The 26,316-nt window shown below is 57.9% G+C and carries 29 protein-coding genes; 15 read left to right on the forward strand and 14 right to left on the reverse strand.

Translation table 11 applies throughout. The features are described 5' to 3' along the window. Positions 1–103 precede the first annotated feature (103 nt). The 4 genes from ACPYOP_RS29585 (at position 104) to ACPYOP_RS29600 (ending at position 3,774) form a co-directional block, all read left to right on the forward strand. Positions 104–763, forward strand: a complete 660-nt coding sequence (locus tag ACPYOP_RS29585) for an ABC transporter permease (RefSeq protein WP_481413812.1) — start codon at positions 104–106, stop codon at positions 761–763. A 13-nt stretch (positions 764–776) separates the two neighbouring features. After that, a complete protein-coding gene (locus ACPYOP_RS29590; RefSeq protein ID WP_481413813.1) occupies positions 777–1,574 on the forward strand; it encodes an ABC transporter permease in 798 nt (265 codons plus the stop codon). A 15-nt stretch (positions 1,575–1,589) separates the two neighbouring features. Continuing rightward, positions 1,590–2,438, forward strand: coding sequence for a transporter substrate-binding domain-containing protein (locus tag ACPYOP_RS29595; RefSeq protein WP_481413814.1), 849 nt, complete (start codon positions 1,590–1,592; stop codon positions 2,436–2,438). A 100-nt stretch (positions 2,439–2,538) separates the two neighbouring features. Beyond that, positions 2,539–3,774, forward strand: coding sequence for a CapA family protein (locus ACPYOP_RS29600; protein WP_481413815.1), 1,236 nt, complete (start codon positions 2,539–2,541; stop codon positions 3,772–3,774). Positions 3,775–4,553: 779 nt separating this feature from the next. On the opposite strand, the gene ACPYOP_RS29605 is transcribed toward ACPYOP_RS29600, so the two are convergent. Continuing rightward, positions 4,554–5,030: a helix-turn-helix domain-containing protein gene (locus ACPYOP_RS29605; RefSeq protein WP_481413816.1), complete on the reverse strand. Its 477-nt coding sequence runs from the start codon at positions 5,028–5,030 to the stop codon at positions 4,554–4,556. A 161-nt stretch (positions 5,031–5,191) separates the two neighbouring features. On the opposite strand from ACPYOP_RS29605, the gene ACPYOP_RS29610 reads away from it, so the two are divergent. Next, the gene (locus ACPYOP_RS29610; protein WP_481413817.1) at positions 5,192–5,458 is read left to right on the forward strand and encodes a helix-turn-helix domain-containing protein; all 267 of its coding nucleotides are present in this window, start codon (positions 5,192–5,194) and stop codon (positions 5,456–5,458) included. A gap of 46 nt (positions 5,459–5,504) precedes the next feature. On the opposite strand, the gene ACPYOP_RS29615 is transcribed toward ACPYOP_RS29610, so the two are convergent. The 3 genes from ACPYOP_RS29615 to ACPYOP_RS29625 all read right to left on the reverse strand — a co-directional run bounded on the left by ACPYOP_RS29615 (position 5,505) and on the right by ACPYOP_RS29625 (position 9,186). After that, complete coding sequence (locus ACPYOP_RS29615; protein ID WP_481413818.1) at positions 5,505–6,935, reverse strand: hypothetical protein; 1,431 nt, start codon at positions 6,933–6,935, stop codon at positions 5,505–5,507. Then, positions 6,932–8,185 (reverse strand): MFS transporter, encoded by a 1,254-nt coding sequence (locus ACPYOP_RS29620; protein WP_481413819.1) that lies wholly within the window; start codon positions 8,183–8,185, stop codon positions 6,932–6,934. Before ACPYOP_RS29620 ends, ACPYOP_RS29615 begins: the two co-directional genes overlap by 4 nt. A 110-nt stretch (positions 8,186–8,295) precedes the next feature. Continuing rightward, the gene (locus ACPYOP_RS29625; protein WP_481413820.1) at positions 8,296–9,186 is read right to left on the reverse strand and encodes a helix-turn-helix domain-containing protein; all 891 of its coding nucleotides are present in this window, start codon (positions 9,184–9,186) and stop codon (positions 8,296–8,298) included. Between the two features lie 257 nt (positions 9,187–9,443). On the opposite strand from ACPYOP_RS29625, the gene ACPYOP_RS29630 reads away from it, so the two are divergent. Beyond that, positions 9,444–10,460, forward strand: coding sequence for a class I SAM-dependent methyltransferase (locus tag ACPYOP_RS29630; protein WP_481413839.1), 1,017 nt, complete (start codon positions 9,444–9,446; stop codon positions 10,458–10,460). Positions 10,461–10,552: 92 nt separating this feature from the next. Further along, on the forward strand, positions 10,553–11,245 hold the full coding sequence (locus tag ACPYOP_RS29635; protein ID WP_481413821.1) for a hypothetical protein: 693 nt from the start codon (positions 10,553–10,555) through the stop codon (positions 11,243–11,245). Positions 11,246–11,256: 11 nt separating this feature from the next. Here the strand turns inward: ACPYOP_RS29635 and ACPYOP_RS29640 are convergent, their stop codons facing one another. From ACPYOP_RS29640 to ACPYOP_RS29660, 5 genes are all read right to left on the reverse strand, one after another. After that, the gene (locus ACPYOP_RS29640; protein ID WP_481413822.1) at positions 11,257–13,017 is read right to left on the reverse strand and encodes a relaxase/mobilization nuclease domain-containing protein; all 1,761 of its coding nucleotides are present in this window, start codon (positions 13,015–13,017) and stop codon (positions 11,257–11,259) included. Positions 13,018–13,246: 229 nt separating this feature from the next. After that, positions 13,247–13,639 carry a hypothetical protein gene (locus ACPYOP_RS29645; protein WP_481413823.1) on the reverse strand — a complete coding sequence of 131 codons (393 nt, stop codon included), beginning with the start codon at positions 13,637–13,639 and terminating at the stop codon, positions 13,247–13,249. Between the two features lie 4 nt (positions 13,640–13,643). Continuing rightward, positions 13,644–14,045: a hypothetical protein gene (locus ACPYOP_RS29650; protein ID WP_481413824.1), complete on the reverse strand. Its 402-nt coding sequence runs from the start codon at positions 14,043–14,045 to the stop codon at positions 13,644–13,646. Positions 14,046–14,050: 5 nt separating this feature from the next. Next, positions 14,051–14,800, reverse strand: coding sequence for a ParA family protein (locus tag ACPYOP_RS29655; RefSeq protein WP_481413825.1), 750 nt, complete (start codon positions 14,798–14,800; stop codon positions 14,051–14,053). A gap of 7 nt (positions 14,801–14,807) precedes the next feature. Continuing rightward, positions 14,808–15,068, reverse strand: coding sequence for a hypothetical protein (locus ACPYOP_RS29660; protein ID WP_481413826.1), 261 nt, complete (start codon positions 15,066–15,068; stop codon positions 14,808–14,810). A 25-nt stretch (positions 15,069–15,093) separates the two neighbouring features. On the opposite strand from ACPYOP_RS29660, the gene ACPYOP_RS29665 reads away from it, so the two are divergent. From ACPYOP_RS29665 to ACPYOP_RS29690, 6 genes are read left to right on the forward strand one after another with little or no spacing between them, the layout of a single operon-like run. Further along, a complete protein-coding gene (locus ACPYOP_RS29665; protein WP_481413827.1) occupies positions 15,094–16,014 on the forward strand; it encodes a thermonuclease family protein in 921 nt (306 codons plus the stop codon). A 4-nt stretch (positions 16,015–16,018) separates the two neighbouring features. Next, positions 16,019–16,663 carry a thermonuclease family protein gene (locus ACPYOP_RS29670; RefSeq protein WP_481413828.1) on the forward strand — a complete coding sequence of 215 codons (645 nt, stop codon included), beginning with the start codon at positions 16,019–16,021 and terminating at the stop codon, positions 16,661–16,663. After that, positions 16,660–17,277: a thermonuclease family protein gene (locus ACPYOP_RS29675; protein WP_481413829.1), complete on the forward strand. Its 618-nt coding sequence runs from the start codon at positions 16,660–16,662 to the stop codon at positions 17,275–17,277. Before ACPYOP_RS29670 ends, ACPYOP_RS29675 begins: the two co-directional genes overlap by 4 nt. Then, positions 17,278–17,589, forward strand: coding sequence for a hypothetical protein (locus tag ACPYOP_RS29680; RefSeq protein WP_481413830.1), 312 nt, complete (start codon positions 17,278–17,280; stop codon positions 17,587–17,589). 8 nt (positions 17,590–17,597) lie between these two features. Then, positions 17,598–17,966, forward strand: a complete 369-nt coding sequence (locus ACPYOP_RS29685) for a hypothetical protein (RefSeq protein ID WP_481413840.1) — start codon at positions 17,598–17,600, stop codon at positions 17,964–17,966. Between the two features lie 20 nt (positions 17,967–17,986). Further along, positions 17,987–18,532: a hypothetical protein gene (locus ACPYOP_RS29690; RefSeq protein WP_481413831.1), complete on the forward strand. Its 546-nt coding sequence runs from the start codon at positions 17,987–17,989 to the stop codon at positions 18,530–18,532. A gap of 30 nt (positions 18,533–18,562) precedes the next feature. Here ACPYOP_RS29690 and ACPYOP_RS29695 read toward each other — a convergent pair whose 3' ends face one another. After that, positions 18,563–18,904: a helix-turn-helix domain-containing protein gene (locus ACPYOP_RS29695; RefSeq protein WP_481413832.1), complete on the reverse strand. Its 342-nt coding sequence runs from the start codon at positions 18,902–18,904 to the stop codon at positions 18,563–18,565. 380 nt (positions 18,905–19,284) lie between these two features. On the opposite strand from ACPYOP_RS29695, the gene ACPYOP_RS29700 reads away from it, so the two are divergent. Together ACPYOP_RS29700 and ACPYOP_RS29705 are read left to right on the forward strand one after the other, a co-directional pair. Beyond that, positions 19,285–19,578, forward strand: coding sequence for a hypothetical protein (locus ACPYOP_RS29700; protein WP_481413833.1), 294 nt, complete (start codon positions 19,285–19,287; stop codon positions 19,576–19,578). A 9-nt stretch (positions 19,579–19,587) separates the two neighbouring features. Continuing rightward, a complete protein-coding gene (locus ACPYOP_RS29705; protein WP_481413834.1) occupies positions 19,588–20,934 on the forward strand; it encodes a hypothetical protein in 1,347 nt (448 codons plus the stop codon). Positions 20,935–21,000: 66 nt separating this feature from the next. Here ACPYOP_RS29705 and ACPYOP_RS29710 read toward each other — a convergent pair whose 3' ends face one another. From ACPYOP_RS29710 to virB10, 4 genes are all read right to left on the reverse strand, one after another. Beyond that, positions 21,001–21,432: a hypothetical protein gene (locus ACPYOP_RS29710; RefSeq protein ID WP_481413835.1), complete on the reverse strand. Its 432-nt coding sequence runs from the start codon at positions 21,430–21,432 to the stop codon at positions 21,001–21,003. Positions 21,433–21,443: 11 nt separating this feature from the next. Continuing rightward, entirely contained in the window at positions 21,444–24,248 is a 2,805-nt protein-coding gene (locus tag ACPYOP_RS29715; protein ID WP_481413836.1) for a type IV secretory system conjugative DNA transfer family protein, read from the reverse strand. After that, positions 24,217–25,266 (reverse strand): P-type DNA transfer ATPase VirB11, encoded by a 1,050-nt coding sequence (gene virB11, locus ACPYOP_RS29720; RefSeq protein ID WP_481413837.1) that lies wholly within the window; start codon positions 25,264–25,266, stop codon positions 24,217–24,219. The genes ACPYOP_RS29715 and virB11 overlap by 32 nt, the downstream gene beginning before the upstream one ends. Next, positions 25,263–26,316: type IV secretion system protein VirB10 (gene virB10, locus ACPYOP_RS29725; RefSeq protein WP_481413838.1), on the reverse strand; the 1,054-nt coding region annotated here is incomplete at its 5' end. The genes virB11 and virB10, both read right to left, overlap by 4 nt.

The raw sequence follows: 26,316 nt of genomic DNA on the forward strand, positions 1-26,316 counted from the left end.
TTTATAATACTATCCATGGTAGTATCCGCGTCCTTGATGAGAAAATGACATATAAGGCGACCTTATTTGGGCATCACGCCGACGTAAGGCGGAGAGGATCTGCGTGCTCAGCTTTGCACTTCAATTCTTCAATGGTCTCCAGATCACCGTTGTATTGGCTCTCGTAAGCGGCGTTCTCGGATCTCTTCTCGGTCTCCTTGTCGCCGTGGTCAAACTATCAAACCTGCGCATTTTCGGCTTCCTCGGACAGGTATATACGACGATCGTACGGGGTCTGCCCGAGCTGCTCGTCATACTTGTCGTCTATTTTGGGGGAACGGCGGTCATCACCACGCTGACGGGTCGTTATGTCGAAATCAATGCCTTTGCCGCTGGCGTTGCTTCCTTGGTGATCGTCTTTGGCGCCTACTGTGCGGAGATTTTCCGCGGTGCGATCAAAAGTATTCCGCAAGGACAGACGGAAGCTGCGCGTAGTCTAGGCCTGACATCATGGCAGGTCTGGTCATTCGTCATCCTGCCGCAGATGATGCGCGTCGCCCTGCCAGCTTACGGCAATCTGTGGATTTCCCTCGTAAAAGATACATCCCTCGTATCCGTCATCGGGCTGACGGACGTCATGCGAGTTGCCTTTATCGGGGCTGGATCGATGCAGGCGCCCCTCACCTTCTACCTGACGGCTTCTGCACTTTATCTCGCCCTCACAAGCTTGTCGCTCGCATCGTTTCGCGTGCTGGAGCGACGCATCCAAATTCCCGGTCATTGAGGGAACCTAGAGCATGGACATCGACCTGATAATCGAAAGCATTTTCGTGCTTGCGCACGGTATTGTCCTCACCCTGTCCCTGACACTTCTGTCGCTCGTAATCAGTTTTATTCTGTCAGTGCCGCTGAGCCTTCTGAGGGCGTCGCCGAATAGAGCGTTCTCGGGATCGGTGCTCGCCTATACCTATGTGTTCCGCGGCACACCGTTGCTGGTACAGCTTTTCCTGGTTTATTACGGTCTCAGCCAGTTTGCGGTCGTCCGCCAGAGCATCTTATGGCCGCTGCTGCGCGAACCGTTCTGGTGCGCCCTCGTCGCCTTTTCCCTGAACAGCGCCGCCTACACGACGGAAGTATTCAGGGCCGGCATTCTGGCGGTTCCGCGTGGCGTCGTTGAAGCCGGCCAAGCTCTCGGCCTGTCACGCCTGATGCGGATACGGCTGATCATTTTTCCCTTGGCATTCAGGACTGTGCTTCCCTCGTATGCGAACGAAATCATCGGCATGGTAAAAGCGAGTTCGCTCGCAAGCACCGTCACGCTCCTGGAGACCACCGGATTGGCCCGTCGGATGGTCTCGGAGACATTCGCTCCCTACGAGGTCTTCCTGGCGGCAGGTCTCCTCTATCTGCTCTTGAACTTCATCGTTTCAGCTTTCTTCCGATGGCTGGAAATGCATCTTGCCCTGCCGCAGGCCGGCGATCGCAAGACCGCAACCGACGGCCCGATCACCTCGAGGTTTCGGCAATTGCGAAAGGCGACCGGCAGGCGATCCTACGCAGACCCGGCCAACCAACCCTCCATCCGTTTTTTATAAAAGGGGAATCGACAAATGTATAAATCCATTCTTTTGGCGTGTCTCATCGCTCTCGCAATCAGTCAGACCGGCGCTCAAGCCGCGGAACGTAAGGCGCTTACGATCGCGACCGAGGGCGCCTCTCCCCCCTGGGACATGATCGATGCGCAAGGAAAGCTGGTCGGCTACGACATCGACATAGGCAACGAATTGTGCCGACGCATGGCTGTCGAATGCAGGTTCGTCGCGCAGGACTGGGATGGGATAATCCCGGCACTGACCGTCGGCAAGTTCGACGCGATCATGTCCGGCATGGCGATCACCGAAAAGCGCAAGAGATCGATCGCCTTCTCGCAACCTTATGCCGGCGGTTTCAATCAGCTGGTCATGCGAAAAGATCTCCGGCTTCCTCCAACCGACACCAAGGCGAAGATCAACCTGACAAGCATTGATAGCGCGCAACAGGCAATCCTCGACCAACTCCAATCCGCGCTCTCCGGCAAGACGCTTGGAGTGCTCAGGTCGTCGAATTCGGAAGCCGTTCTCAACGAACTCTTCGGTAAAGTTGCGACAATCCGTAGCTACGATACCCAGGATAATCTCCATCTGGACCTTGCAGCGGGTCGCATCGACGGCGGCCTTGCCGACTATTTTACATGGAAGACGTTCCTTGATGGAAAGGATGGCGACACGGCCGCCTTCTATGGCCCCGAACTGTCAGGCGGACTGTGGGGCCCAGGTGTCGGAGTGGGTATCCGCAAGCAAGACACCGAACTCGTCGCGGCATTCGACAAGGCGATCGATGATTGCATCAAAGACGGAACCTTAAAGACGTTTAGTCTGAAATGGTTCAGGATCGATATTTCTCCATCCGCGACGCCGTAAGCGGCGAGGCTGATTGAAACGAGAAGCTTTGTCAGCCGCAACCGGTGGAACCGGACATCCGAGCTCCCGGTTGAACGCAAATTGACCATGTAGGTAAACCATGCCCTCCCCTTTTACCGTGGCCGTGACCGGCCAGTCGCTCATCCATCATGACGTCAGAATTTGCCGAGATCCGGGCTTTCTGAAAATCGTGAAGATCCTGAAAAATTCCGACGTCGCCTTCACCAACTTCGAAGGAACCATTCTGGGGCGCCATGGCGGATCACCGATGAAAGGATCTTATTTCGGCTATTCCGACCCTTCTGTCCTGGACGCTCTGAAACAGATTGGGTTCAACACGCTCGCGCTTGCCAACAATCATGCCTTCGATCTTGGCCCACCGGGTATTATGTCGACGATCGACGAGGTTCGTTCTCGCGGTTTCCTTCACGCTGGTATTGGTCTTGACCGCGATCATGCAGCCTCGCCGGGCACAGCAGCCTTCGGCAGCCGGCATGTAGCCCTGGTGGCAATGGATGCGGGACCGGGACCTAGAACCATGTATGCTGAGAATGCCCGCTTTCGGCGTCCGTCCAGGCCGGGTGTGAACCAATTGGGCGTGACCCGGATCCTCGAGGCGGATCAGACTGTTTTCGCCATGCTGGAAACGATCCGGGCGACGTTTCAAAGCTCGAAGCTCGAGCGGGCAAACTATGCGCAGCCGGACGACGTCCCCGCCCTCGACGATGACAAGGAAATCGACTTCTACGGCACCATCTTTCGGCGTTCCGACGCCAATCGGCGTATCATAGCGATTGATCCCGACAGTGCCTCAACTCAGCTGATGGCGATCGCAAGCGCCAGTTCCCGTGGACAGTTCGTCATCGCCTATCTCCACCATCATCACTGGGAGCCGAACTGGCGCGATGTGCCGGATTGGGTCAGGGCGTTCGCCCATGCCTGTATCGACGCCGGTGCCGGCGCCTTCGTCAGTCATGGGACACCCGTCCTGCAGCCGATAGAGATCTATAAACGCGCGCCGATCTTCTTCGGTCTTGGCAATTTCTTCTTTCACACGGAAAAGGGCGAAACCGAATGGAGTTCGCCCGACGTGTGGAAGAGCGTGGTTGCAAGATGCATCTTCCACCCAGGCGGATCCCTGCAGATCGATCTGCTGCCTGTCGTACTCGGTGGAGAGGAGAAGATCAAAGAGCTGGATTTTCATGAGCGGCACGTTCCTGTGGCGGCCTGCAGCGAGCTGGGTGAGCAGATCATCGGCGATCTCGCCGAACGTTCGGCGGCATTTGGCACCTTGATAGAGCGCGACGGTCCAGCAGGTAGAATTAACGTTGGCTAAAGGCAGGTTCCCACTCCGATTCCGCGTTCAATGGAGGTGGGAAGCCAACCGGCAAGCTGTCTCGCTCGCCATGCTGCCGCCTTTTTCTGGAGAAGTTGCGCATCTCAATCTGCCATCCTTACTCGTGAGAGACCTCAACACCTATCCATTCGGGCAGCTTAACTAAACCTCTGGTAGCTGGCACAGTTGCCGTTGCCGGTTTGGATGCCACCCCCAAGCCAGCAATGCAGTGTCCGGCGGCGCGATGCCCCCAAGCAAAAGTGTCGTCGGACGCGCCATTTGTGCATCAACTCCTATCAGCGCTTTGTAATGTACCGCCAAGCTAACTGCCAGGCGGATTTCGTCAGCGACCCCGATCCGATCCTTTGCCTTAATGTGAAGCCCGTCGCTTGAGGTCACCCGTGCCCAAACCGCCATCTTGGGCATTCATTGTGCGGGAGGCGCCAAAGCAGACGCTGATGCTATTTCGCGCCTCACCTGCAACCGAGAGCGTCCTCGAAGTCGCGTGAGAGCGTGAACTTCGAAATGATCGCACAATTCCTGCTGCGGGGGCAGAAACAACGACCCTGTTACTGGAAAGTTTTTGCGTAAAGGATTCTCTGGCGAACCAAGGAACTTGGCTTGGCTCTAGGAATGCCCTGCGGCGGAGAACGCACAGTCAGCCAACGAGCCTCGAGAGCGAAAAACGGGCTCCGATCCCTTCAATTTTTGCTCGGAAGAAAGTCTCCCGGCCAATCTATATTTTTCAAGTAAGTTAGCATGTCAGCATCACCGAGCGGCTAATCCTCGTCAGTCTTGTCTTCATCCCCGGCGATCGTCCTGATCAACGCCAGCGTTCGGGCCCTGAGCTTTGGCGACAAGCGGAGAATTTCTTCGACGAAGCGGCGTCCCTCCGCCGTCGCAAGATAGGCGATACGCTCGTCTGCCTCGGCAGCGATAGCTACGCCCTCCCCTGAACTAGGTTGCGGTAGGCCGTCAAAAAAGCATCCCACCGGCACATTCAGTCCGCTGGCGATCTCGTAGAGCATCGACGCGCTGATGCGGTTCTTCCCGCTCTCATATTTCTGGACCTGCTGGTAGCTCAGGCCAACTTTCTGACCGAGTTCGGTTTGCGACAGGTTGGAATGAATCCGTCTGATGCGAAGCTGCTGTCCCACATGGATATCGACCGGATGAGTCGCTTGGCCGTGTTCGTCGGCACGAAACACGTTGGCTCGCGAGCCGCTAGCAAACTCCTTTACTGCTCGATCATGCATTGCTGTGTATCTCCACCTTAGAGACGTTCACGCTCTGCGACGCAGATCATGTCTCCAGTCTCGACTAAGACAAGTTGTCGGCAAACCGCGTGCTCGGCTCAAAATAATTAGGGACTATCAGTCCGTCGATTGTCAAGCCTTCAATATGCATCTGTTGCACGATGGACGTGCGTCGGACCATCGGTTGGAATCTTAGGCGGCTTCGAGTAGATAGGGGCCTCTCGCAAGAGCGCTTGGCATTAGAAGCCGAGATCGATCGCTCTTACGTAGGGCGGGTTGAAAGAGGCAGAGAGAACGTCACAGTTGCGACTTTGGAAGCCTTCGCAAGGGTCCTATCTGTAAATGTCTCTGAGTTATTTGCGGAGATTGATCCGGAAGACGCCCGGCCGCCATCTCTTCGTTCCGGGCGGAAACGAAAGACCACTTGAGTTGTCGGGATCCCCGTCCTGCTATGCTATTGCAGGATATTTCAGGTCAGATTGTGAGAGAAGGGTGCTGCGACAACGCCCACTCAGGATCTTTCAAGCCCACTGCTCCTTCGTCATGACAAGCGCTGAGAGAGGTCCACAAGGGATCCCCAACAAAACTTTCGAGCGTACCGCAGGCGTCCGCCAGTGCCAGGCTGCCATAGTTTCTGAGTGCTCCGTGAATGTTGCCTGATCCCAGCGTGTCAAGCTCCGAGAAGGGATCGCCATTGCCCAAAAGCACGCGATGTCCCCAGATACCCGGCTTTTCATCGGCGGCTATCGTTGCGCATAGCTCACGATCTCCGATCATGGCGAGCGCACGACAGAAGACATAGCGCATGAGAGGATAGTAAACCGTGTGCCGGCTGCCGCCGAGGACACGTACGCCCGGCAAGATCGCCGTGACGATGAACATCAACAAAAGGTTTGGGATGATCTTGCGCGCCCGCAGCGCCTGGATGACTGCATCCGCTGCGAATTCAATCGAGAAACCCTCAGTTCCCCTTGCCCCAAGCCGGGAACCCGCCAGCCGCAACCGGAAGAGGCGGCCGCAATCGCTGCCCCAGAACAGGTCGGTGGTATTCTTGAGCCAACCCCGCCAGGGTCCGTCGCCAAGAGCGTCAATCGCGGACAGTAGACACTGCGCAAATCTGCCGTTCTCAAACAGGTTCCGGGTCAGCCAGGATGATTTATCCTGGAGATGTTCGGCGACAAGGTCGGCCACATCCTCATCGTCGATCTGTAGGAAATCGATGCCCGGGTCGAAATATCGCTCCCATAGACCCGCATTGGCACGCTTGATCGCGAGCGCAGCCGACGAGAACTCGCCTTGTGGCAATATGGAGCGCAGCCGCACGACAAGATCTCCATCGCCTTCGACGCGATCAACGTTTTTCAGGGCGAAGCGATAGGGGCCATTCTGCGCGAGGATGCTGTAAGGGATCATCTTACTGCGGCTCAGTCCAAAGACGTTGATCGCCTCGCCGCCAAGTTTCAGCCACCCGGGACCCTTACGGCCCCTTTCAACGAATTTGACTGTCGATACCGCATAAGAGACGTAAGCCGAACGACGATGCGCCGTCAGGCCCATAAGGCTGAAGAGATGCGTGTAATAGGCGTCCGGCTCGATCAATAAATGCAGGTGCGGGCCGGTTTGCATGACGGGAGCATTGGCGATCTCCGCCGCAATGGAATTGGCTCGATCATCCGCAAACCCCGCGTTCCGGGCGGCCCCGCGGATGCTTCGCTGAAGCAGCGACATCGCGCGACGCCGGACATCACAGCTGCTGATGTGAGGTTCGATATCGAACACCATCCGCGCATAGTCCACCAGGTGTCGCTGGCGGAATTCGGCGATCCAGGGAAACAGCGCGCCGATCAAGTCCAATGCGGCATCTTTTGTAATTGGCGGTGCCTCTGCACCCATTGGCTCGGTCATGACGACGCTCTCCGCCTTGATGACGCTCTAGTTTTCGCGGCATTTAAGGCATAGCCGGCGGCAACACAGGTTATCATTCCGCTTCCAAAAGCGAAGAAGGCCGCCGATGGACCCGGTTCGTCTCCGGCAACAGCAAGGCCCGCATAGAGAAGCAGGCTGAAGCCCATGCAGGCGGCATGCATCCAGCCTTTCGCTCGCCCCAGATTCGCGTTCGATACGACCCTTTGTATCTCGACATCGATGAGAACGCGCGACAGGTTATAGCCACCGCCGAGAAACGCCATCAATGCGAACGTAATGCCGAGATTCCGCGTTGGATAAAAGGCAGCCATGGCTACGCCCGACAGCAGGACGATGATCGGGATGACGCGGCCATCGGCCTTCCTGAACGGCCTGAGCGTCAGTATCAGCATGCTGACGATCGCACCGACTGCCCAGTAAAATTCCAGCATTCCGAACTCAAAGGAAGTTCCGTTAAGTTCCTGCAGCACGAACTGCGATACGAGCGCGCTGATCAGCATGCCCATTGCGTAGATCAACACGTAGCTGGCAACGAGAAACAGCGGAATGCGGCTTGTTCCCTTACCTTCACCCGTTTCCAACTGAGACTCCATTGAGTGCCAAGTGTTAACCGACATGGTCTGAAAGTGCATCCCGGTTCGGGAGATGCTGAACATCGAAATCGCAAATGTGCCGACGGCAAAGAGAAAGCAGGACGTCCAGGGCACCGTGTTGAGCAGCCAGCCGGTGACTATCGCCGCCAGCATATTGCCCGCCTGCATAGCGATGTATGCAAATGAATTGAAGGCTACCAGACTCTCTGATCGCGTAATCGACGGCACGATTGCCGAGGAGGCCGTAAGGTAGAGCCGGTCGGCCATCCCATAGAAAATCACCGAACCATACAGAGCATAATCGGGCCTGTGGAGGACGAACGCAGCCGACGTCACCAGCAAAATGGCGATCCTCAGCCCATCGCTCGCCATACAGAGGGCGCGGCGATCAAAACGATCGACGAGATATCCGGCCGGCGGACTCGCCAGAAACTCCGAGATGCTGCCGAGCGCCAGGAAAAGCGCAGTGGAGCCGGCATTGTTGCCGGACGCCGCAAGCATCCAAATCGCACCCACATAATAAGCGTTGCGCCCTGTTGCCGCAAAGAACGCGCTTAATAGAAAGAAGTACCGTACCGCACGCAATCCGCTGCGGTCCAAGGCGAGCTTCGGTGCAATGTTGGCATCTTCATTCATTCGTATACCACCAAAATGGAGATGCAGCTTGCGAGGAGGTCAAGTTAGCGGATGACGCGAAGCACCACTTTCAAAATTCTGCTGTAATCCACACGAGTGCTTTGGCGGGCTTATGTCTTCCAGTCAGCTCTATATTGCTTTGGGGTGAGGCCCATAACACGGCGAAACGCTACCGCGAGATGGCTGGGGCTGGAAAAGCCGCATGCGTACGCAATCTCGGTTATGGGGCGGCTTGAGTATCGGAGCATTTCGCTTGCCCGCTCCAATCGCCTTCGAATGACGAACGCGTGCGGCGGCAGGCCCGTAGATTGCCGAAACGCTTTCGACAAATAATGCTCGCTCAAACCAGCCTCGTGGGCGAGGTCGGCCAGGGTCAAGGAACCGTCGAGCGAGGCTTCAATCATGTCGATCAAGCGCTTCAGCACAGCTGGCGAAAGACCTCCTTTGAGATAGTGTCGCCGCTGGCCCGAGAGACGGAACAACTGCCCGAAAATCGTCCTGACATGGTTCTCGACCATCATATTTGCCAGGGGATCGCGTTGTCCGATTTCCGCGCGGATATTGCGGGCAGCATATTGGATCAGGGGATCTTCGAAACCGAGCGTCGGCGCTAACCGGTCGACATCAGTCCCGGGCACATTTTCAAAATGATCCTCGATAAATTTCTTGCCGATGGTGAGGAAGAGGTACGACGCTGCCGGCTCGCCATCGTCCCAGCCGTTCCAGCTATGGCCCGCCGGGATGAACGACAGCGATCCGGGCGGCCTTTGCGTGAAGCCGACCCTTCGGCCATCCAGATAATCTTCGCCGTCCTTTGCGCCACCGCGGATGTTAAGGAGGATCGCGTGGTGGTGCGCGGTGATGTTTGTTTCCTGTCGACGCACACCGGTCCTTTGGACGAGGTCTGCGCGCACGGATCGCCAGCAACCATAGTCGTGGGCGAATGCGGATTGTTCTGCACGTCTGATCGCACGGGGGTCAAACGCTGCAGGACCAAACATGCACAACTCCGTTCAATCGAAAGCATCACGACCGCCCGAATCAGCGAATCCTCCAATACAAACTAAGGCGGGATTTCCATTTGTCTGCTGCAACGCAAAATTTCATGACAATTTTATGAAAGAATAACAGGATTGTGACGGTTAGCGGCGCGCGCACCTGTAATTGTGCCCCCGCACGGTGCTCGTTCTCTTCGATGGAGCAGCAGCCATCAGCTCTTACAGCAGCATCGATGCATGCCGAACCGATGGAGCACGAGATGCGGGACTTCTCCTCATTTTTCGAAGAGTGCGAACGCGCGCCGCGTTTGAACGAACTTGCCGAATTCTTTGCGGAAACGGCAGCCGGCCGGTCGGGAAATCCTATCAAGCAGCCGCAGGTGGACCGGCGACTGCTGAGCAACGACAAGCTTCTCGACCGCTTCATCCGCCTGCACGAACAGCGGCGCGGACCATTTGATCAACATTATCACGCCAGCATTCCCTATCGACTGGAGGAAGAATGCCGTCTCGGACTCGCGATCCTCAAATACGCAAAAGATATGTCCGATATCCTCAACCTTTATTCGCTGGGCACAGCCGAGGGCACGATGGCGCGGACGATCTCGGAATTGGCTCAAGGCCGGGTCGAGAGCCTGTCATGCAGTCCGAACGTCGAAAATCATCGAAGCTTCATGGCCTATGGCGATCCTCCGCATGCCACCTTCTTTCTCGGTCCTTTCCATCATCTGAGGAGAGATTTGCTGCGTTCGCGACAGGATCTGGCCAAGTTCGCTTCCGGCTTCGACATCATTCTCGAGGACACGACGTTTCAGATGTATTCGCCCAATCGCTTCGATCAGATTCGGTTTGTTTCGCAGCATCTTAAAAGCAATGGGCTTTTCATTTTCGTGGAGAAGTTCAGACATGAAGACGACGAGGAATACCGGCGGCGTGAACGGCAAAAGGACCATGGTTTCAAGGCCCGCTTTTTCAACACGTCCGACATTCGCGCGAAGGAAGAGGCCGTTTTAACGCGCATGAATCGAAACGACGTCAGTCTGGTGGAAATCGGCGAGACGCTGCGTCACTTTTTCGGTCATACGATCGTCATCTGGAACAGTGGGAATTTCTACACGCTTATCGCCAGCAACGACGCAGAAAATCTCAAGCTGTTCCTATCGAAACTGTGCCGGCCCCCAATCCCAGCAGAATACATCTACGCGGACCTGCCATATCGGCTTTATCCCGAATTCGAAGGCAGGCCGGTGTCAGCCAGATCTGGATCCTTTAGGTGATACCGAGAACCGACCATCGGAGCGATGCAACGGCGCCTCTCGTTATCCAGTGTCTGATTTACTCTAGCAGCATTTGAAGAGGCGGAGCAAATTTGAGCCCCGATGGTCACTTTATGAATATCAACGCTCGCGGCTTTCACTGCGTCATTCGAAGAATTGGCTGCGCCAGCCTCGTCATTTTCGAGCGAGATGGCCTCCTTCTGAGGCGGAAAAGTCCCTCCAGGGATCTCATGCTGGGGGACATTAGCGACGAATTCGTTGAAATGTTGCGAGGGCTGCGAGAGCTCAATCTTCGCTTCGGTTTCATCTCGGACGAAAGAGGGATGGATGCTGTCTCATATGGAAGATCGGAATTCGCTGCCCTCACGAGGCAACTCGACGAGTTGCTGCGCATTCGCGGTGCCATGCCAGATTTCTGGATGACATGGAGTAACCCCACAGGAGATGGCGGCACGAAACTTCGACATCGAGATGATTGGCGACAGAAGCGTGGTGCCGGCATGATCCGACGATCGATGGAGTTGCACGGGGTCGACAATAAGGAAGCCATCTTCGTCAGCGCCTCTGCAGCCGGACACCTCTCCGCAAACACCGCGGATGTCACGTTCATCCAAGTTGTTGGCCAACGGAGCGATTGTAGCATGCCACGCCAGATGGAAACGGAGCCGCAGCACCCAAGTCTATCTATAACAACGGAGATCGGACAGCTTCGCGCTGGGATCGAACAGATATTGGGGCTGCGTCATCGCGCCGGACGCCGCTGCATCGTCGCCCGATCAGAATGACTGCCGCTGCGTCAGCGGCTGCGATCTGTGTCCTTTTGCCGTGGCGGTCGAAGCTTGATCGACTTAGGTATCTCCCGATCGCTCTGTCGCAGTTTTCCACGATCGCGATCTGATCGATCCGTCTCGGGCCTACCATGCTCGGCGTTGGACCGAGCGACGCGCGACGCGTCGAGGGAGCGGTTGTTCGAGCTTCTGTTAACGATCCCCTGCTCCGCAATATGATCGCGGCCGGTCGCCGACTTCGTTTCCAGGCTATCAGAGGAACGCTTGGCGTTATCGACACCCGCGCGATCGCGATCCTTAGTTACGCGTGCATCGAGTTGCAGCCCAACCACCTTGCCGATAACTTTGGTCGCCTGCTCGAAGAGCAGCCGATCGCTTGGGTTGAGGATCTTCGCGGCGACGCTGATGGCGGTGGTCGCCAGCGTCTCCTTTGCCGCCTTTGCCTGAGCGGCGCTGATCGGTGTGGATCGCAGCATGTGTTCTTCTCCTTTCATTTTAGTGGGATCATGTCCTCGGCGAACGGCCGTTTCCAACCGACGGTACTCGCGCTGCAACCCGATCGACAGATCGTGGCTCAGTTCGCGCGCCGTGCTGGGTGCACTTCGGTCCTTGGCAATTCTTTCCAGCATTTGGATGACGCGCCCGACTGAGTGCTTGGTCTGATCGAACCGCCGCCTCGCCTCTTCTAGCTTCGGCGCCGTGGGCTTGTCGCGAAGCTTGGAGATTACCTTTTCGACGAGATTAGGCGGTGCTGTCGCCCCCATGCGGCGAAACATCTCCCACTCCCACCGTTTGACGGGTGGGGGACCTGCACGTTCGACACGCTTTTGACGATCGATTGCTATGCCGCGTTCCCGCGCCTTTTCGGCAAAGCGAGTGCGCCACTCCGTGAAATCACGAATATTGGGATTGAGCATCTTGCCGCTGCTGTTACGCAACCCGACCATCACATGCAGATGCGGATGCTTATCAAGGTCATTGCGGTTGTGGACCGCATAAGCATAGCGATGACCGGAGAACTGCTCCTTTAGAAAGTCACGACCGGCCAGGATAAACCGATCGCGGTCGACATTGGCCGGGCCCGACAACAACAGGTGCATGAAATCGCGTGGCTGCCGGGTCTGCATCAGCGAGCCCACTATCTTGCCCTCGGCTGTAAGCTGCCTGTGATCGCTTGTCGTCAACTCGCGCCGGTCCGTGGCTTGATAATAGCGGCCGCTTTTGCCCGGACGCTCCTCGATGCCGGTCTTCGTCGAAAGTGTCACCCCCGCGCCTTGCCGCTGCATCGCATGGAGCGTCGCGGCCAGCCCCTTCGTACCACTCGAAAACTCCACCGGATAGCGCGAGACCGGCGTGATCCCCTCCGCACGCAATTCCTTGTCCACCCGTGAATCGATCGCATGCACGTCATCGATTTCAGCCGCAACACGATTCTGGCTGCTCCGGTCGGATCGGTCCCTCTTCTCATGCGCAATCACCAGCGCGAGGTCCAGACGGGATTGGCCCTTCACGCCTTCGCTGACGCTGAACGCGTAGGTCCGATCAGTATCACCAACGTCGCGGAACCCCTCTGACGCAAGTGAGCTCAGTGCGCGTGCAACCTGTTTTCGGTCGGTACGCTCGAGCTCATAGGTCAGCCGTAGAACGTCCTTGCTTCCTTTCCGATTTCCGAACTCGCGCTCCCAGGATTGGACGGCTGCGCTGACATCGGTGACTTCGTGGCCATCCTGATCACGCGCCTTTTCTTCCTTGCTTTGATAGGCAAGCACGTTGCGGGCTGACGCTGCTCCGGCTCCATAGGACAAGACCTTGACGACGACGGCGTTATTGCCAACCGCCCGGCTGAATGCTGTCGCTGCGCCGGCGTTGCGCGCTAGCGAGGGTACGCCTGTTTTTGTCCTCGGCGGCGCCTTTTTCGCTCGACCGCCCGCGCCGCCACGCCGTCGAAGCTCGTCCTCGATGAGATCGAAATAGCTCGGCAGCCTGCGGCCTTCCAGCCTAGACCTTGAGAGACTTCTGGTGAGGTCGTTCATCGTGTCTCCTGATCAGGTCGGCGATAAAGGTAGATGGTCTGACGAAAGCTGCGTCCCTGATTGAATCCAGGGCGCCCATCACCTCGTCCAGCTTCGCCATGATGGCCGCGCCCAGCGCAGCCTGGTCGCGCTCTTCCGACAGAAACTCCTCGTTGCGAAAGGCAAGCTCGCGGAGGAACTGATGCATGTTTCCCAGCTGCCGGTCATGCTCCTCCAGCATCGCCGCTACATGCATGATCTCCCTGGTGACGATGAGCTTTGCAACAAGATTGACCGAGATATCGACACGGCTGGCAAGCAGATCCACGTTGCTGAGGACATGGGCAGGTAGACGGAACATGACGGCCGGTTCACGCATCTGCCTACATCCCCCTCGCCTTCAAGGCTTCGAGGATCAGTCTGTGGGTCGCCGATGAGAGTTGCTCATGCCGTTCCAGGGATACACGGAAGATTTTCGTCAGCACGTCGTCATCGAGGTAAAGGGAAATACGCTTTCGCTTGACCGATCCCACGTTCACATCGGCTTGGGCCCTTACTGCCTGCTCTTCCCGAAGTTTGCTCTTCACTGGAGAGCGACGGTGCTCTGACCTCGTTTCCCGCTCGACGCTCTCTTGCGCCTGATGAGGATCCTCCGGCATGAGCTTGTCGAGATCGAGGCCGGTCGGCATGTAGGAGGTCGCATCCTCCTGCACGTCCCTCGCCTGGTCTTCTCTCGATCGGGCAAGAGCGAGAATGTTGCCGGCTGGCGTTCTTTCCCTCGACATCGCGCTCAGGCAGCCTCGGCCTGCAGAAGGCCAATGAATTCGTTGTTGATCTTTTTGACCAGATCGATTGCGTCAAGCACGCTTTCTGAGGCACGCCGCTTGGCCGACGGCCTCAGCGCCGGATTGTTCTCAATGCTGGCGAGCTTGGAGTAGAGCGACCCGAAGCCGGCGCCGACGTCGCTGAAGTGATTGCTCTTCCGGATGACCGTGTCCACCATCGGAATTCGGCCGCTCGTCAGGATAGCATGGACCTCCGGAAGGGAGCGATTATGCTTGAGGGCGATCATGTCCACATAGTTCCAGATCGCCGCGTATGGGATTGGACCTTGCGCCCGCTTCCTGGAAATCTCCTTCAAAATCGTCGCGACCTTGATTGCCGAGGTCGCAGCCGTTGGCTCGGGTATGACAGGAATGAGGACTGCATCGCATTCGTGGTAGACTTCGATTGCCCGTTGGTGGACGTATCCGCCAACGTCGTAGATCCTGATATCGGCCGCGGGGGCCTCCGCAAGGCGATCTGCGAACTGGTCGTCCGGAGCGACTCGCAGATGCAGCAGCGTGCCGTCGCTCGGGAGCAGCCCTCGCTTCATGGACACATTGTACCAGCGGGTCGACGATTCCTGCTCGTCACAATCGATGAGCAGTGTCCTGTGTCCTTGCTGCGCGAACTCGGCCGCGAGATTGACGTTCAAGGTCGATTTCCCGGCGCCGCCCTTGAAGGTCGAGATCGCGAGCGAGAGTGGTTTGCCTGTCATGGATCCCTCAGCCTCGAAGTTTCATTTGGCTCTGCGCCCGATGACGAGCCGCGATCAGATCGTCGTTGATCCTCGTCGCTTCGCGCTCGCGGGCTGCATCTGCCTTGAGATCACTGCCCGGCCAGAGTTTCAGGATCGGCAGAAGAAGGAGAACGAAGAAGGTGATCGTCGCGCCTTTGAACAAATGGGACTGCGCGTAAAGGTCCAGCGCCCATTGCCATAGAGCCCGCGTCCATTCCGCCGGGAAGAAGAGATATGAAATCGTCAACGCAAGAGCGTAGGCAGCGAAGGCCGTGAACAGCACACAGGCGGCCAAGACGACCAGGAAGTTGGCGATTAAGATCAGGAACCACACGACCCGGAAAGGGGAAGTCACGATCCTGATAGCCTTTTGCTGTGCCGACATCTGCCTTTCTCCATGTGCCAGTTCCGCGTTGGAAAAGTCATACCGCAATCTCTCCGACTTTTCCAGACTTGCACTGCAGTATAATTTTGTGCATCATCTCCAGAGCCAATTGATGACGGACGCAAGCATGAATCCTGGCGCACGACGGCTCGCTGAACTCCTCTTCTGCACCATTGCATGCGGGACGAATGCCGTCGCACTCGCGGGCGAAGAGGATTCGGTCTCGAAATTTGTCAGCTATTATCAGAAGGCCTACGCAGAAGGGCGCGATCTGATCCCTGCCCCCCAAAAGCCCCTCGATACCTCGTCGATCGCCGAGCGGCTCGACCTGCAAACCATCACACCTGAAGGTGCACTGAGCGGAAGCGCCTTTCTTGCGTCCGACGGAACCATCGTCAAATTGGCCGGCGCCCAAGGCTGCCTCTCGACCGAGGAGATGGAATTCGCCAGCCTGCAGACGACATGCGCGATGGTCTCGCTCGCCGGCCTAACCGCCATGCTCGGCGAAGCGGAGGCGGCGGCTGGCAATGCTTTCCCGTGCCATTTCATCGGCCAGAATGCTGGTTCGCCGAGCGTACGTTTTGCCGAATGCTTTTTCGTGAAGGACGGTGAAACACGATCGCTTTCCGAAGTGCTCATTATCAAGGGAGTAGCGTTCGCGGCACGCGATCGCACCGGCCGGGCAGTGTTTCCGGAATATGCACAGGCAGAGACACGCGCACAGAAAGCCAAAGCCGGAATCTGGGCTAACGCCCACTTCACGCATCCTTACGGTGAGCGCTATCGCGCGAATCCCTCCACGAACTGATCCGATGAGGTTCCTGATGTTGATGTCCACGTTCGCAGCTTCCGGCCTTTTTGCAGGCATATCGATCATGCCCATGCTCGCCGGCTCGAACCTTCCAGCATCTCCTCGCCTCCAAGCTCCGATTATCTCGGTTCAGGCGCTCGGGAGCGAAGGGGCCAACGCAGATAGCCACGAAAACGATGGAACCGATTTCGCGCCGTTTCCAGTACAGGCGCAATTCGAAACCGGCGACACTTGGATTTCCGGCGGGAGGCGATATCGCCTCTACGGCCTGCAAGCGTGTCTCCGCGGGACCTCCATCTCAATTTCTCCAGGCGTCGTCAGAGATTGCGGAGAGCTCAACCTGATCATGGTACAGGCGTTGATAAGAGATACGAATCCCGTCTGCACAACCATCAAGGATCTCGATCAGAACAATGCCGTGGTCGGCTGCCAGACGACAAGAGGCAAACGGCGCTATGATCTGGCAACTTACATGATCGCTCAGGGGTGGGGATTTGCCGCAGTCGACACCACCGGCCGCTTGATCGTCCCCGGCTACAGGGTGGCGGAAGAAAGCGCGCGATCGGCACGCGCCGGGCTGTGGGCTTACTCGGACATGCCTCACCCCGTCACGATCCTAACGGGCCAAGGGAGCGCACAACGATGAAAGTTGTTTCGTTGTCGATCATGTTTCTGACGATCACAGCGGCGGCCACGACGGCACAAGTCCGGCCGGCTGACATCCCGCGGCAGATCTATGGAAAAGTCCAGGTCGTCGACGCGACCACCTTTGAATTCAGGAAGAGCGCGCAGACCGTGCGGCTTGCGGGATATGAAGCCCCTCGCCTTGAGCAAACAGCAACGAGCGATAGCGTTGACTGGCCGGCTGGTCAGGTCTCGCGGGCCTGGATGATCCTTCGCACACTCGGGCAGGACGTCAACTGCGCGCCTATTGCTCGCGACACCAACGGTGTGATCCTCGCCCATTGCTTTGTCGGAGAGACGAACCTCGCCGCCACGGCGATCGCAGAGGGCATCGGTTACGCCTTCAATTACCGCGGCGAACCTCAGGTTCCCGCCTATTTCGATATCGAGAGAAAGGCCCGTGGCCTGGGATACGGGGTCTGGTCATCGCCAGATCTCCTTCCTCCCTGGCTCTACACCGCCTCGCAGGCGAAGGGGGAGAAGGCTAGGGATTCTTCACTGGAGCCTGACAGCGACTTGCCCCTGCCCGTTGTCCCCGCCAAATCGCCCACTCCTAACGAAGTGCATGGAGGTTGAATGAACCGCATTGTTGGAGCCGCTACAGCGCTCATCTTGCTGTCCGGATCCGCTTCGATAGCGATCGCCGAGGACGGCGTTACTCAAAACCAGATACAGCAGCGCGACCCAGGCTTTTGCGGGGCCGGAGGCGCTGGTTGCGATCCGGCCGAGGTTCAACGATGGAAAGCTGTCGGCAACAAGCTTGCCGATCTCTCGTCAGCCGATCTCAGCCAGTACGCCTATGCCTGCGCCAAGCATCCGGATTGGAAAAAAGACTGCGAGACCGATCCGGCCCTCATCCTGAAGCGCCTCGGGATTGAGGGATACTGAAGGTGGCAATGAACAAGTCCCCCGGTGGCGCGGTCTTAGCGGTGACCACCTTTCTGGTTGGCACGGCCGGCGGCTATGCGATCAACGAAGTGATCAGAAGCGGCCACGAGTCCGAACTCGAACACGAGATCGCTCGGCTGAAAGACGAAGCGTCACAAAATACGAAACCTGACGTCCCAAGCAACGAGGAGGCTAGCGCTGCGCTAGCGAAATCCAGGCGGTCGATGCGCATTTCGGAATGCAAACCGCGTCAGGCCGTGCCGGGTGTGACCTGCTCAGGCATCATCACAACGACCGCGGGATCATTTGCCGGAGCAAGCCAACCCGGCGTGCTCTCCTTTGCGAAAATTGATGGCGTCTGGAGGCAAATCCAATGAACACTTCGAAGGGGCGGACAATGAGACCGACACTGATATTGGCCGCAATCATGGTTGGTTCGGCCCTTGCGCCATCAGCGATCCCGGCGAATGCCGAGGATGCATCCTGGGGATGCCAGGTTCTGCTTTGCGCCGCATCACAGAACCCGTCCTGGCACGGGGTTCCCTACTGCGTTCCGCCCATGACAAAGCTCATCGCGGCCATGAAGGAGCCGGGGTTTTCGTGGCCAATCTGCCATGAGGCCAATGCCGGCAGACCGGGGCACGAGACCTACGACGACTGCCCGTCGGGCACCACGGTTGGGTATAGTTCGCAGACGGGCAATAGCTGGAGGGGCGAGCCGGACCAATGCATTAAGACGGTGGATGTATGCCGATCTCCTGGTCAGCGCGCTTCCGAAGCCAACCAGAGGAATGTCGTGATACGGCGGAGCTTCGGTGACCGAGGCGATAGCTGTCTTCAGCAGATCGCAACGCCGCGGCCGCGCCGCGCAGACCCCTATTTCTTCGATATCCCTGACGAACAGGGCGTGAAGCAACGGTTCTGGTTCAACCTGAATCACTAGCCCACATCGAATGCGTGTCGCCGCAAGAACCTACGTCAGCTCGTCTGTGGCTTTCTTTTTCCTCCGACGCGCCCGCCATGCCGCTATCCGAGCAAGGTCACTGTCCGAAACTCTGAACAAATCCTCGATCGTGACATTCCACTCGCGCTGCATCTTGTCGAGGGTCGACAGCTTGACATCCCTCATGCCGCGGGTGACTTGCGACATATAGGCTTCCGACACGCCGAGTTGCTCGGCCAGGTCCTTGTTCGTCAACCGGCGCTGGGCCTTCAACCGCATCAGACCGATGGCAAGCCGTTCCTGGAAGGAGAGCGACTTCAGGTCAACTTCGTTAGAAAGCTGATCAGTCCCATGGTCCGTCAACCGCGGCATCGAATGACATCCTCACCCGGCTGTTCCATCAACGCGCGGCCGAACGACAGGCGCCGATAACCAGGCGCATGAGCGCGCCGACAGTCACGTGAATGTTTCAAAGTTCTACCACTCGTCCGATGCATGAGGTTGTCCAGAGACTAAGACGTTAAGCGTTAAAACGGTACTTCGCTTGCGACTGTTCACAAGCTCGTTATTTTCAATACACCGCAGCCGACAGCCCGTGCAAGCGAACGCTGGCGGCCCGCGAAATGGATGCGCCAGACAGCCCTGCTTCCCGCTGTTATTGATGTTTCCCGCGTTTGTATACCAATCTCCAATTGCCCTGCACTTTAACTGCGGTTAAATTTTTGGCCTGTTCTATCGAATGGAGAAAACTGATGGGATGGCTCGAAAGATTTGGCTATCGGATCGACCTGCGCCGGTTAGGAGTAGCGGCCATACTTCTGGCGCTCGCGTTCGTCGCTGCTCGCGTGGCCTTCACAGACATTCTGACGTTGGGCTATGCCATGGTCGTCCCCTCCTATGTTTTCCTCTCGGTTGAGATTGAAGGCGCGCGAACCGAGAAAGGCAGCTTTCGAGACACCCGCGGCTGGGCAGAGACGGCTGTCGCCATCGCTGGTGCCGTGGGCGTTGGATATCTTGGCTTCAGCCTTTGGTCGATCGGATATTAATGGCGCATCATGCGTATCGTGGTTCGCAACAGCCCGACCCACCCACTAGCGGAGCTGGATGAACGCGAGGCCATCGCTTTGCGCGCCTGGTACGGGAATGCGGCCTCCAAAGAGGATAAAGCGCTCGCGCTTGCGACAGTCCGGCGCGTCAAGGTGATGAACGGCTGGATCGAATGCGACTGCCTGGAAGCACAACACCAGCCTTTGCTTGCTCCGATCCAGCAGGAGCGCACGTTTACCCTGCGGCGGCTGACGTCGAAGGACAATGCCCCCGATCGGCATGAGGAGCGGCCAAACCACGCCCTCACCTGTCCGTTTCACGTCGACAAGGATGCCAACCCCGCCCTCATCGACCGCAGCTATCATCTTCGCCCTCTGCCCAAATCCGATCGCTCGTACATCGATGCCCTTCCCGCCATTCCCAATCGCCTGGCCGATGTCTCGGGTCATGATCCCTCCCGATTGAGCGAACGAAACGACCGGCCGTCCAGACTGGGCGGCGTGCTGTGGCGGATGCTCGAGAGGGCGGGCACCAATGTGATTCCGCCGCTGCAGGATAATGCTGATTTCACGCTCGCCCATCGGCTTTTCCGGCTGCGCTCGGCCGCGCGGGAGCTGAGGGTACTCAGAACCTGGACGTTGAACACTTTTCTATCGACTTGGGGCCCTGACTATTGGGATCCAGAGAGCCGTTGGCAACGGCTGCTTGCGACCTCGCGCCGCGACTGGCCCGAGGGACTTCGCCGAACCGGTTTCATGCTATTGTTTTCGAACAGCGTTTCCACACAAGCCGTCATGCCGGCATCCACCTCGCGGACAATCGATATCCTCTCCAAGGTGCGCCAGCCGCTTCGGGGCGACCCGGCAAGCCGAGGACCGTTCCTGACGCTGCTGAACGTTGATTTTCAGGAGGACGATGGAGGCCCGGTTCGGGCTGTGCAAGCCTACGCCCAGCCGGTCTATAACGGCGATACGCTCTTCCCCGTCGAGTCCGGATTTGAGCGTGACGTTTCCCATCTGCTTTTCTGGCTTCAGCAATCGCTCTTCGATGCTGCTCCAGAACTGCGGCTCTCCATTATCAAGCCCCTCTTCGCCATGGAAACACCCATCGGCCTGTGCAGGCCTGACTTCGTTTTGGAGATTACTTATAGAGATCAGCCACCGCGAAGACTGCTCGTCGAGGGCTACGGGATGGAGACCGAGGAGTATCGGCAGGCCAAGGAAAAAACGATCCCGCGAATGAAACATCTCGGACCGATCTTTGCTATTTCTCCGGAGGATCTTACCGACGCGAATTCCGAACGGACTGGGCGCCGGCTGCAGGCGTGGGTCGTCGACAAATTAGGCGATCGTTGAGACTGCGCCTCAACAGACGGTCGATGATCGGCCTGCAGAAATAGGTGGGCGGCCATGTTCTCACGCCTATTGCTGTGGCTGTGCCGACCCACCATCAAGTTCGGATTCGGCTGCCTCGAGCAAAGCGCTCTGGACACGAGACCCGATCTCCGGCGGGCAGTTGCCAAACATGGTGGAGACGAGCTCGTCTGCCAGTTTGGCAATCGTCGGCGTCAGGCCTGTCTGGAAGACACGGTCCAGGTCATTTGCATCCTCTCCCCGGCGTTCGAGTTCGGCCTTGATAACGCGCTTTTCGACGGCGCGCTCCTTGATCATCAGCCAGAGACCAGCGTTAGCCCTGGCCGCCGCAACAATCCGCTCGACAACATCGTCTTTGAAGGGATCTCGAGTTGCGAGGTACCTGATTTCGCCCACGGAATTCCTCCTTCTGTCGGCTTTTCCTGAAACTGGCAAATACCGCTCCGCCATCGCGAAGCGGAAAGCCGTACTTTGGCGCATATGCTTTCGGCCTACGCTAACCGGTCATTAGCGTCGTCATCTTGCAGCCCCTCTTCGCGAAGTGGATCGCGCGCACGATCGGCAAATTCGCGCAGAAACGCTTTTGAGCTATCTTCGGTCAGGCGCTCAGAGAGAGTTCCGATCAGGAGCTCGACATCCTCATTCAGTTCCATCGGATCGAGCGAGCCTGCGTCCGCCTGCTCAAAGATTGCGTCGTTCAAGGCCTTGATGTCCGAACCGAAAGCGCCGCGGACATCCTGGCGCCGCAGGATGGCCGAGGCCGGGAGATTTTCAGTCTCCTCCTGAAAATGCGAAGCGCGTGGCGCTCGATTCCGTGGTCCGCGCGGAGAGCCCGGATACACGCTGCGGTCCAACTTCGACTGATCTATCTCGATATCGACGTCGTCAACCTGGACGACGCCGGAAGCGCGCGTCGCGTCCCCATCTCCTCGGCGACCGCCTCTCGGAGAAGATTGCTTTTTCTGCGCCGGTGTCTTCTCGTCATCTCGAAGTTCTTCTTCCGTCCGACCCGCCTCGCGCGTTTCGTCGAGGTCCAGACGCTGACGAAGCTCATCGAGCGACGAAATATAGACGTGACGCACGCCCTCCTTGACGATGAAACGAATGCTTTGTGGCTGCTGCGGCCGGTTGACGACGGCCAAATCCATCTCCATCCCGGAGGCCGGCGAGTCGTTCTCCTTTCTCCGTGGTGGAACGGTTTCAAGCTGCGGCGCGCCGGGCATGAGGGCTTCGCTGTCGGCAATCGTCCATTCGACCGGCTGTATACATGGTTTGGTCACCGGCTTGAACTTCCGCACCTTCGAGAACATCCGCTCGCCGCCGGAATCGAGTTTCATGATGCGCATGAGCGGCATGCCGGTGACCTGGAGGATCGCCTCCTCCGGCTTCATCATCATCAATGTGTTGACGGGGAGCAGGTCGACCGACACCGGCACCTTCGAGATCGATCGCTGCCTGCGACCATGGCGATGGGAGTAAGAGGACTGTTCGACCCATTCCGTCGTCCTGCCGGCTGCAGCCGAGACGGCGGCCGCGTCCTCCTGGTTCTGGAAGTTCATGAACAGCTTGATCGTCGACGCGCCCATCAGGATCTTCTGCCCGGAGCGCTGATACAGCCGTTCGAGTTGCGCACCGTCCTGCAGGATAAAGACGAAGCGCACACCGTTCTTGCGGATCAATGGCGCAAGCGTCAGGACGGTGTCTATGCGCCCGCCATTACCAAACTCGTCGAGCATCATCAGTACCTCGTGCTCGCCGTTTCGCAACGGCCCCATCTGTACGAGCTTGTCGGCCATTTGCTGGATGAACATCGAAATCAGCCGCTCGTAGATCTGCATCGCATTCCAGTCGGCCTGAACGAAGATCACCAGCTTCCGTTTTCTGATCTTGTCGATCGGGATCGTGGTGATGGAGGTCAGCGCTTCAACCAAGGGGTTCTGCAGAAAATTGAGCTTTGCGACGATCTCTGCCGCGATCCCCTCGCCCAGCTTTTCATGGCGACCGGCGAACTTGGTAAGCTGCATGCGGGTCTGATCGGAAAGAACGGCCTCGTAGTTTTCCAGGAGCTGGATGATCGCCTTGCGCTCGTCCGACATCGAATTGAGGATGCGGTAGAGCTCGCTCAGCGATTTTCGGGTGTCAGGGCATTCGAGCACGAAGCCAAGCATGGCCGTCAGCAATATCCTGGCGCTCTCTTCCCAGAAGTCGGAGGAATCGGAGCGCAGACGCTCTGGCAACAGCATCTGCGTCAGCTTCTGCAGGTCGGTGATGCGCTGGTTCGGGTCGGCGCTGATGAGGTCGAGAGGATTATAGCCGTCCGTAAATTTCGATCCCGGCGCCAGCAGGAAAATCTCGTACCCCTGGTCCTTCAAATAACCGGACGCCTCCTCGAACAGTTCGCCGCTCATGTCGAGGACCATCTGCGATCCTTTGAAACTCATCATCGTCGGGATGACGAAGCCCCGCGACTTGCCCTGTCCCGGCGAGCCGATGACCATCACATGCTGGTCGCCGTCGTTGCGCAGAAGAAGGCCCTGCTTGAGGCCGAGGACGATACCGTGCTTGTCGCTCAGCCGGAAATCGGCGGCATCCTTCAAGGTCGCCAACCGCGCCTTGCCCATGATCATGCGCTGGCGTTTCTGGATTGCCGCCCCGATTGGAAACCCAACCAGGGCTCCAGCAGCCGCAAGACCGCCGAGCGCCGCAAACATTGTTTGCCGCGACGGTCGCTGAAAGTTAGCAGACGCGTCGGTGTAACCAAAGGGCGCCTGATACATCGCCGCAAGATGAGCGTCATAATAGTCCGCTACTCCGGCTAACCCACCGGCCTTGCTTGCAACGAGATAAAAGACGATTCCGTAAACAATGACGCCGGCATAGGCGCCAGCAAAGATCAGCGCCGTATGGGCAATCAGGGTGAACATCGACCTCACATGCAGCAGGTAGAGGATTTTGCGCGACAGGGCCCTGCCGCCTTTTAACATCCAGAGGCTCAGCAGGAAAAACAGAAACGGCGAGGCCAGGACCAGAGCCAGGATCGAGAGCCCGACAGTGTTTCGCGCGCGGATAACCGACCATGTGTAGGCAATACTGTCGAGAATGCGGGCCTGGGCAACATAATCGTAATAGGATGTCGATCCGAAGGATGTGACATAGGCGTCGTAGATCAGCGTGAAGAACAGCAACCATATCAACGCGGCGCCGAGAACGGCGACCGGGAATGTGAAGGCCGAGACCTCCTGAAACTTCGTCCACTTCGGACGTTCAGCCTCTGCGTCCGTGGATACGTTTGCCATCTTCGTCCACCTCGTCTGCAAAATAGATCTCGCTGACACCGCGGCCGCCGGCGGCATCGCTCTTCTTCAACTGGACCACGATCGGGATGATCGAGCGGATGTAGCGGATGATGTCGTCACGCTCCATGCGGACATTGCTGTTGAGCACCAGCGTCGACAGTCGATTGAAGGCATGATGTGGGGAGTTTGCGTGGATGGTCGACATCGAGCCGGGATGACCAGTGTTGATCGCATTGAGGAAATCGAAAGCCTCGTCGCCGCGTAGCTCGCCCATGAAGATCCGGTCTGGCCTGAGCCGCAGTGCGGAAGCCAAAAGGTCTGTCATCGTGACCCTAGCCTCGCCCTGGGCACCCTTCGAGACCAGCAACGAGACGACGTTTTCCTGGCGGGGTTCCAGCTCCGCCGTATCCTGCATGAGGATGAAACGCTCATGTTTTGGGATCGCCGTCAGCATCGTATTGAGGAAGGTCGTTTTGCCGGTGGAGGTGCCGCCGGAGATCAACATGCTGCGATGATTGGCGGCCGCGAGCTCCAGAAACGCACGCGCCTTCCCAATACGCAGCAGGCGCGACAACTCGATATCGACATCGTCGATGTAGTCGTCTCCTGTTACCTTGGTGAAGCGGAAAGCGCCCGCTTTCTCATAATCGTCGAGATCGAAGCGCCGGATAAACTGCTTGCGGATCGAAAACGCGTGTCCGGTGGCGGAAGTCGGATTGAGCACGAACTGGACGCGCTCGCCGTTGGTGAGCGTTGCCGACAGCAGCGGATTCTGAGCATTAATGGTTTGCTTGGTGAACGACGCCGCGCGCGACGCCATATGGCGGATCGCCTCCTGATCCAGCCCATCGACCTCTTGCCTGATCATGCTGAGCTGGCCGATTCGCTCGAGCCAGATCTCGTTGCTGCGCTGGCAGGAAATCTCGACCACCGCGGGATCGTCGAGAAATTGTCTGATGGGTTCGAGCGCCTCGGAAAGAAAGTGCTGCTCGGCGGAGATCGAGGGGTGCGCGTTCATTTGCCCACCTTCTTTCGGCGCAGGCGTTCGAACGCCTCGCGCACCGGGTCCGGATAAAGATCCGAGAAATCAAGGTCCCGGGTGACAAAGACGGTGATGTCGGATCCTTGGGCGATGTGGATTGTGGGGCGGATATTGCGGCTGTCCTGGAAAGCTTCGGTCGCGAGTTGCTGAATGCCGGACGCGATCGTCTCCGCAGCAATCTCGCGCGCCCGATCCTGCGAGGTCGTTCCGTTACTCTGCGGAATGCTGGTCACGCTTCCGTCCGTGTTGACCACCGTGATATTTTGATCCTGTTTCTGACCGAGTTGAGCAATGTATTGGGTGACCCCGCCAATCATCGTCATCAGCGCCGGCGGCCCGAACCGCTCCCAGTATTTCCGGTCGACGACACCTGTCATGCCGGAGCGGCCGAGACGATCCGTGCCGTAAGAGCCAAGCTGAACCGAAACACCGTCGCCACGGATCATGCGCGTCCAGACGATGAACAGGCGCTCCTGCCCGCGTTCGACACCGGATTTATAATCGCCGATCAGCGAGGAGCCGGCAGGAATGAGGATGCGCCGGCCGTCGAAGGAGTAGACATCCTCCCGAACGATCGCTTTCACCATACCGGCGAGATCGGAATTGATCGCCGTCTCCAACGTGCCGCGGATCATCGTGCCCTGCGGAATCCAGGCATCGATACGGCGGTTCTCGGCGGCAACCGACACCTGTACCCCCTGCCCTCCCATTGCCTTCAGGAAGGCACGATCGCCATCGACAGCACCACTTGCATCCGAGGCTACGCCGGCAGGCGTGCTTGTCGAGCCGTTCGCGCCGAACAATCCGGCTCCCGTAGCGTCGGGCGAGGCGCTTGCGGCCCCGCCTGCGCGTTCCGACTGATCGAAGACGACAGCAGTGGAGCGCACGCGCTCAAGCAGTTTTGCCTGCCGGGCGAGCTCGATGCACTTAGGATCGTCAGGATTTTTGCCTTTCGTGCAATCGACATCGACCGGAGGCGTTATCTGGGCCGGCGCCGGGATGACGGGCTGTCTCTTATACACATCT

The organism is Rhizobium sp. KNZ2-6A (genome assembly GCF_056755475.1).

Coding starts and splice junctions, on each gene's coding strand:
- ACPYOP_RS29680 (WP_481413830.1), top strand. CDS start 17,278: ATGAACCGCATTGTTGGAGCCGCTACAGCGCTCATCTTGCTGTCCGGA.
- ACPYOP_RS29675 (WP_481413829.1), top strand. CDS start 16,660: ATGAAAGTTGTTTCGTTGTCGATCATGTTTCTGACGATCACAGCGGCG.
- ACPYOP_RS29710 (WP_481413835.1), bottom strand. CDS start 21,432: ATGCGCCAAAGTACGGCTTTCCGCTTCGCGATGGCGGAGCGGTATTTG.
- ACPYOP_RS29625 (WP_481413820.1), bottom strand. CDS start 9,186: ATGTTTGGTCCTGCAGCGTTTGACCCCCGTGCGATCAGACGTGCAGAA.
- ACPYOP_RS29715 (WP_481413836.1), bottom strand. CDS start 24,248: ATGGCAAACGTATCCACGGACGCAGAGGCTGAACGTCCGAAGTGGACG.
- ACPYOP_RS29655 (WP_481413825.1), bottom strand. CDS start 14,800: ATGACAGGCAAACCACTCTCGCTCGCGATCTCGACCTTCAAGGGCGGC.
- ACPYOP_RS29690 (WP_481413831.1), top strand. CDS start 17,987: ATGAGACCGACACTGATATTGGCCGCAATCATGGTTGGTTCGGCCCTT.
- ACPYOP_RS29700 (WP_481413833.1), top strand. CDS start 19,285: ATGGGATGGCTCGAAAGATTTGGCTATCGGATCGACCTGCGCCGGTTA.
- ACPYOP_RS29595 (WP_481413814.1), top strand. CDS start 1,590: ATGTATAAATCCATTCTTTTGGCGTGTCTCATCGCTCTCGCAATCAGT.
- ACPYOP_RS29605 (WP_481413816.1), bottom strand. CDS start 5,030: ATGCATGATCGAGCAGTAAAGGAGTTTGCTAGCGGCTCGCGAGCCAAC.
- ACPYOP_RS29620 (WP_481413819.1), bottom strand. CDS start 8,185: ATGAATGAAGATGCCAACATTGCACCGAAGCTCGCCTTGGACCGCAGC.
- ACPYOP_RS29645 (WP_481413823.1), bottom strand. CDS start 13,639: ATGCGTGAACCGGCCGTCATGTTCCGTCTACCTGCCCATGTCCTCAGC.
- ACPYOP_RS29695 (WP_481413832.1), bottom strand. CDS start 18,904: ATGCCGCGGTTGACGGACCATGGGACTGATCAGCTTTCTAACGAAGTT.
- ACPYOP_RS29600 (WP_481413815.1), top strand. CDS start 2,539: ATGCCCTCCCCTTTTACCGTGGCCGTGACCGGCCAGTCGCTCATCCAT.
- ACPYOP_RS29650 (WP_481413824.1), bottom strand. CDS start 14,045: ATGTCGAGGGAAAGAACGCCAGCCGGCAACATTCTCGCTCTTGCCCGA.
- ACPYOP_RS29590 (WP_481413813.1), top strand. CDS start 777: ATGGACATCGACCTGATAATCGAAAGCATTTTCGTGCTTGCGCACGGT.
- ACPYOP_RS29615 (WP_481413818.1), bottom strand. CDS start 6,935: ATGACCGAGCCAATGGGTGCAGAGGCACCGCCAATTACAAAAGATGCC.
- ACPYOP_RS29670 (WP_481413828.1), top strand. CDS start 16,019: ATGAGGTTCCTGATGTTGATGTCCACGTTCGCAGCTTCCGGCCTTTTT.
- virB11 (WP_481413837.1), bottom strand. CDS start 25,266: ATGAACGCGCACCCCTCGATCTCCGCCGAGCAGCACTTTCTTTCCGAG.
- ACPYOP_RS29705 (WP_481413834.1), top strand. CDS start 19,588: ATGCGTATCGTGGTTCGCAACAGCCCGACCCACCCACTAGCGGAGCTG.
- ACPYOP_RS29685 (WP_481413840.1), top strand. CDS start 17,598: ATGAACAAGTCCCCCGGTGGCGCGGTCTTAGCGGTGACCACCTTTCTG.
- ACPYOP_RS29610 (WP_481413817.1), top strand. CDS start 5,192: ATGGACGTGCGTCGGACCATCGGTTGGAATCTTAGGCGGCTTCGAGTA.
- ACPYOP_RS29630 (WP_481413839.1), top strand. CDS start 9,444: ATGCGGGACTTCTCCTCATTTTTCGAAGAGTGCGAACGCGCGCCGCGT.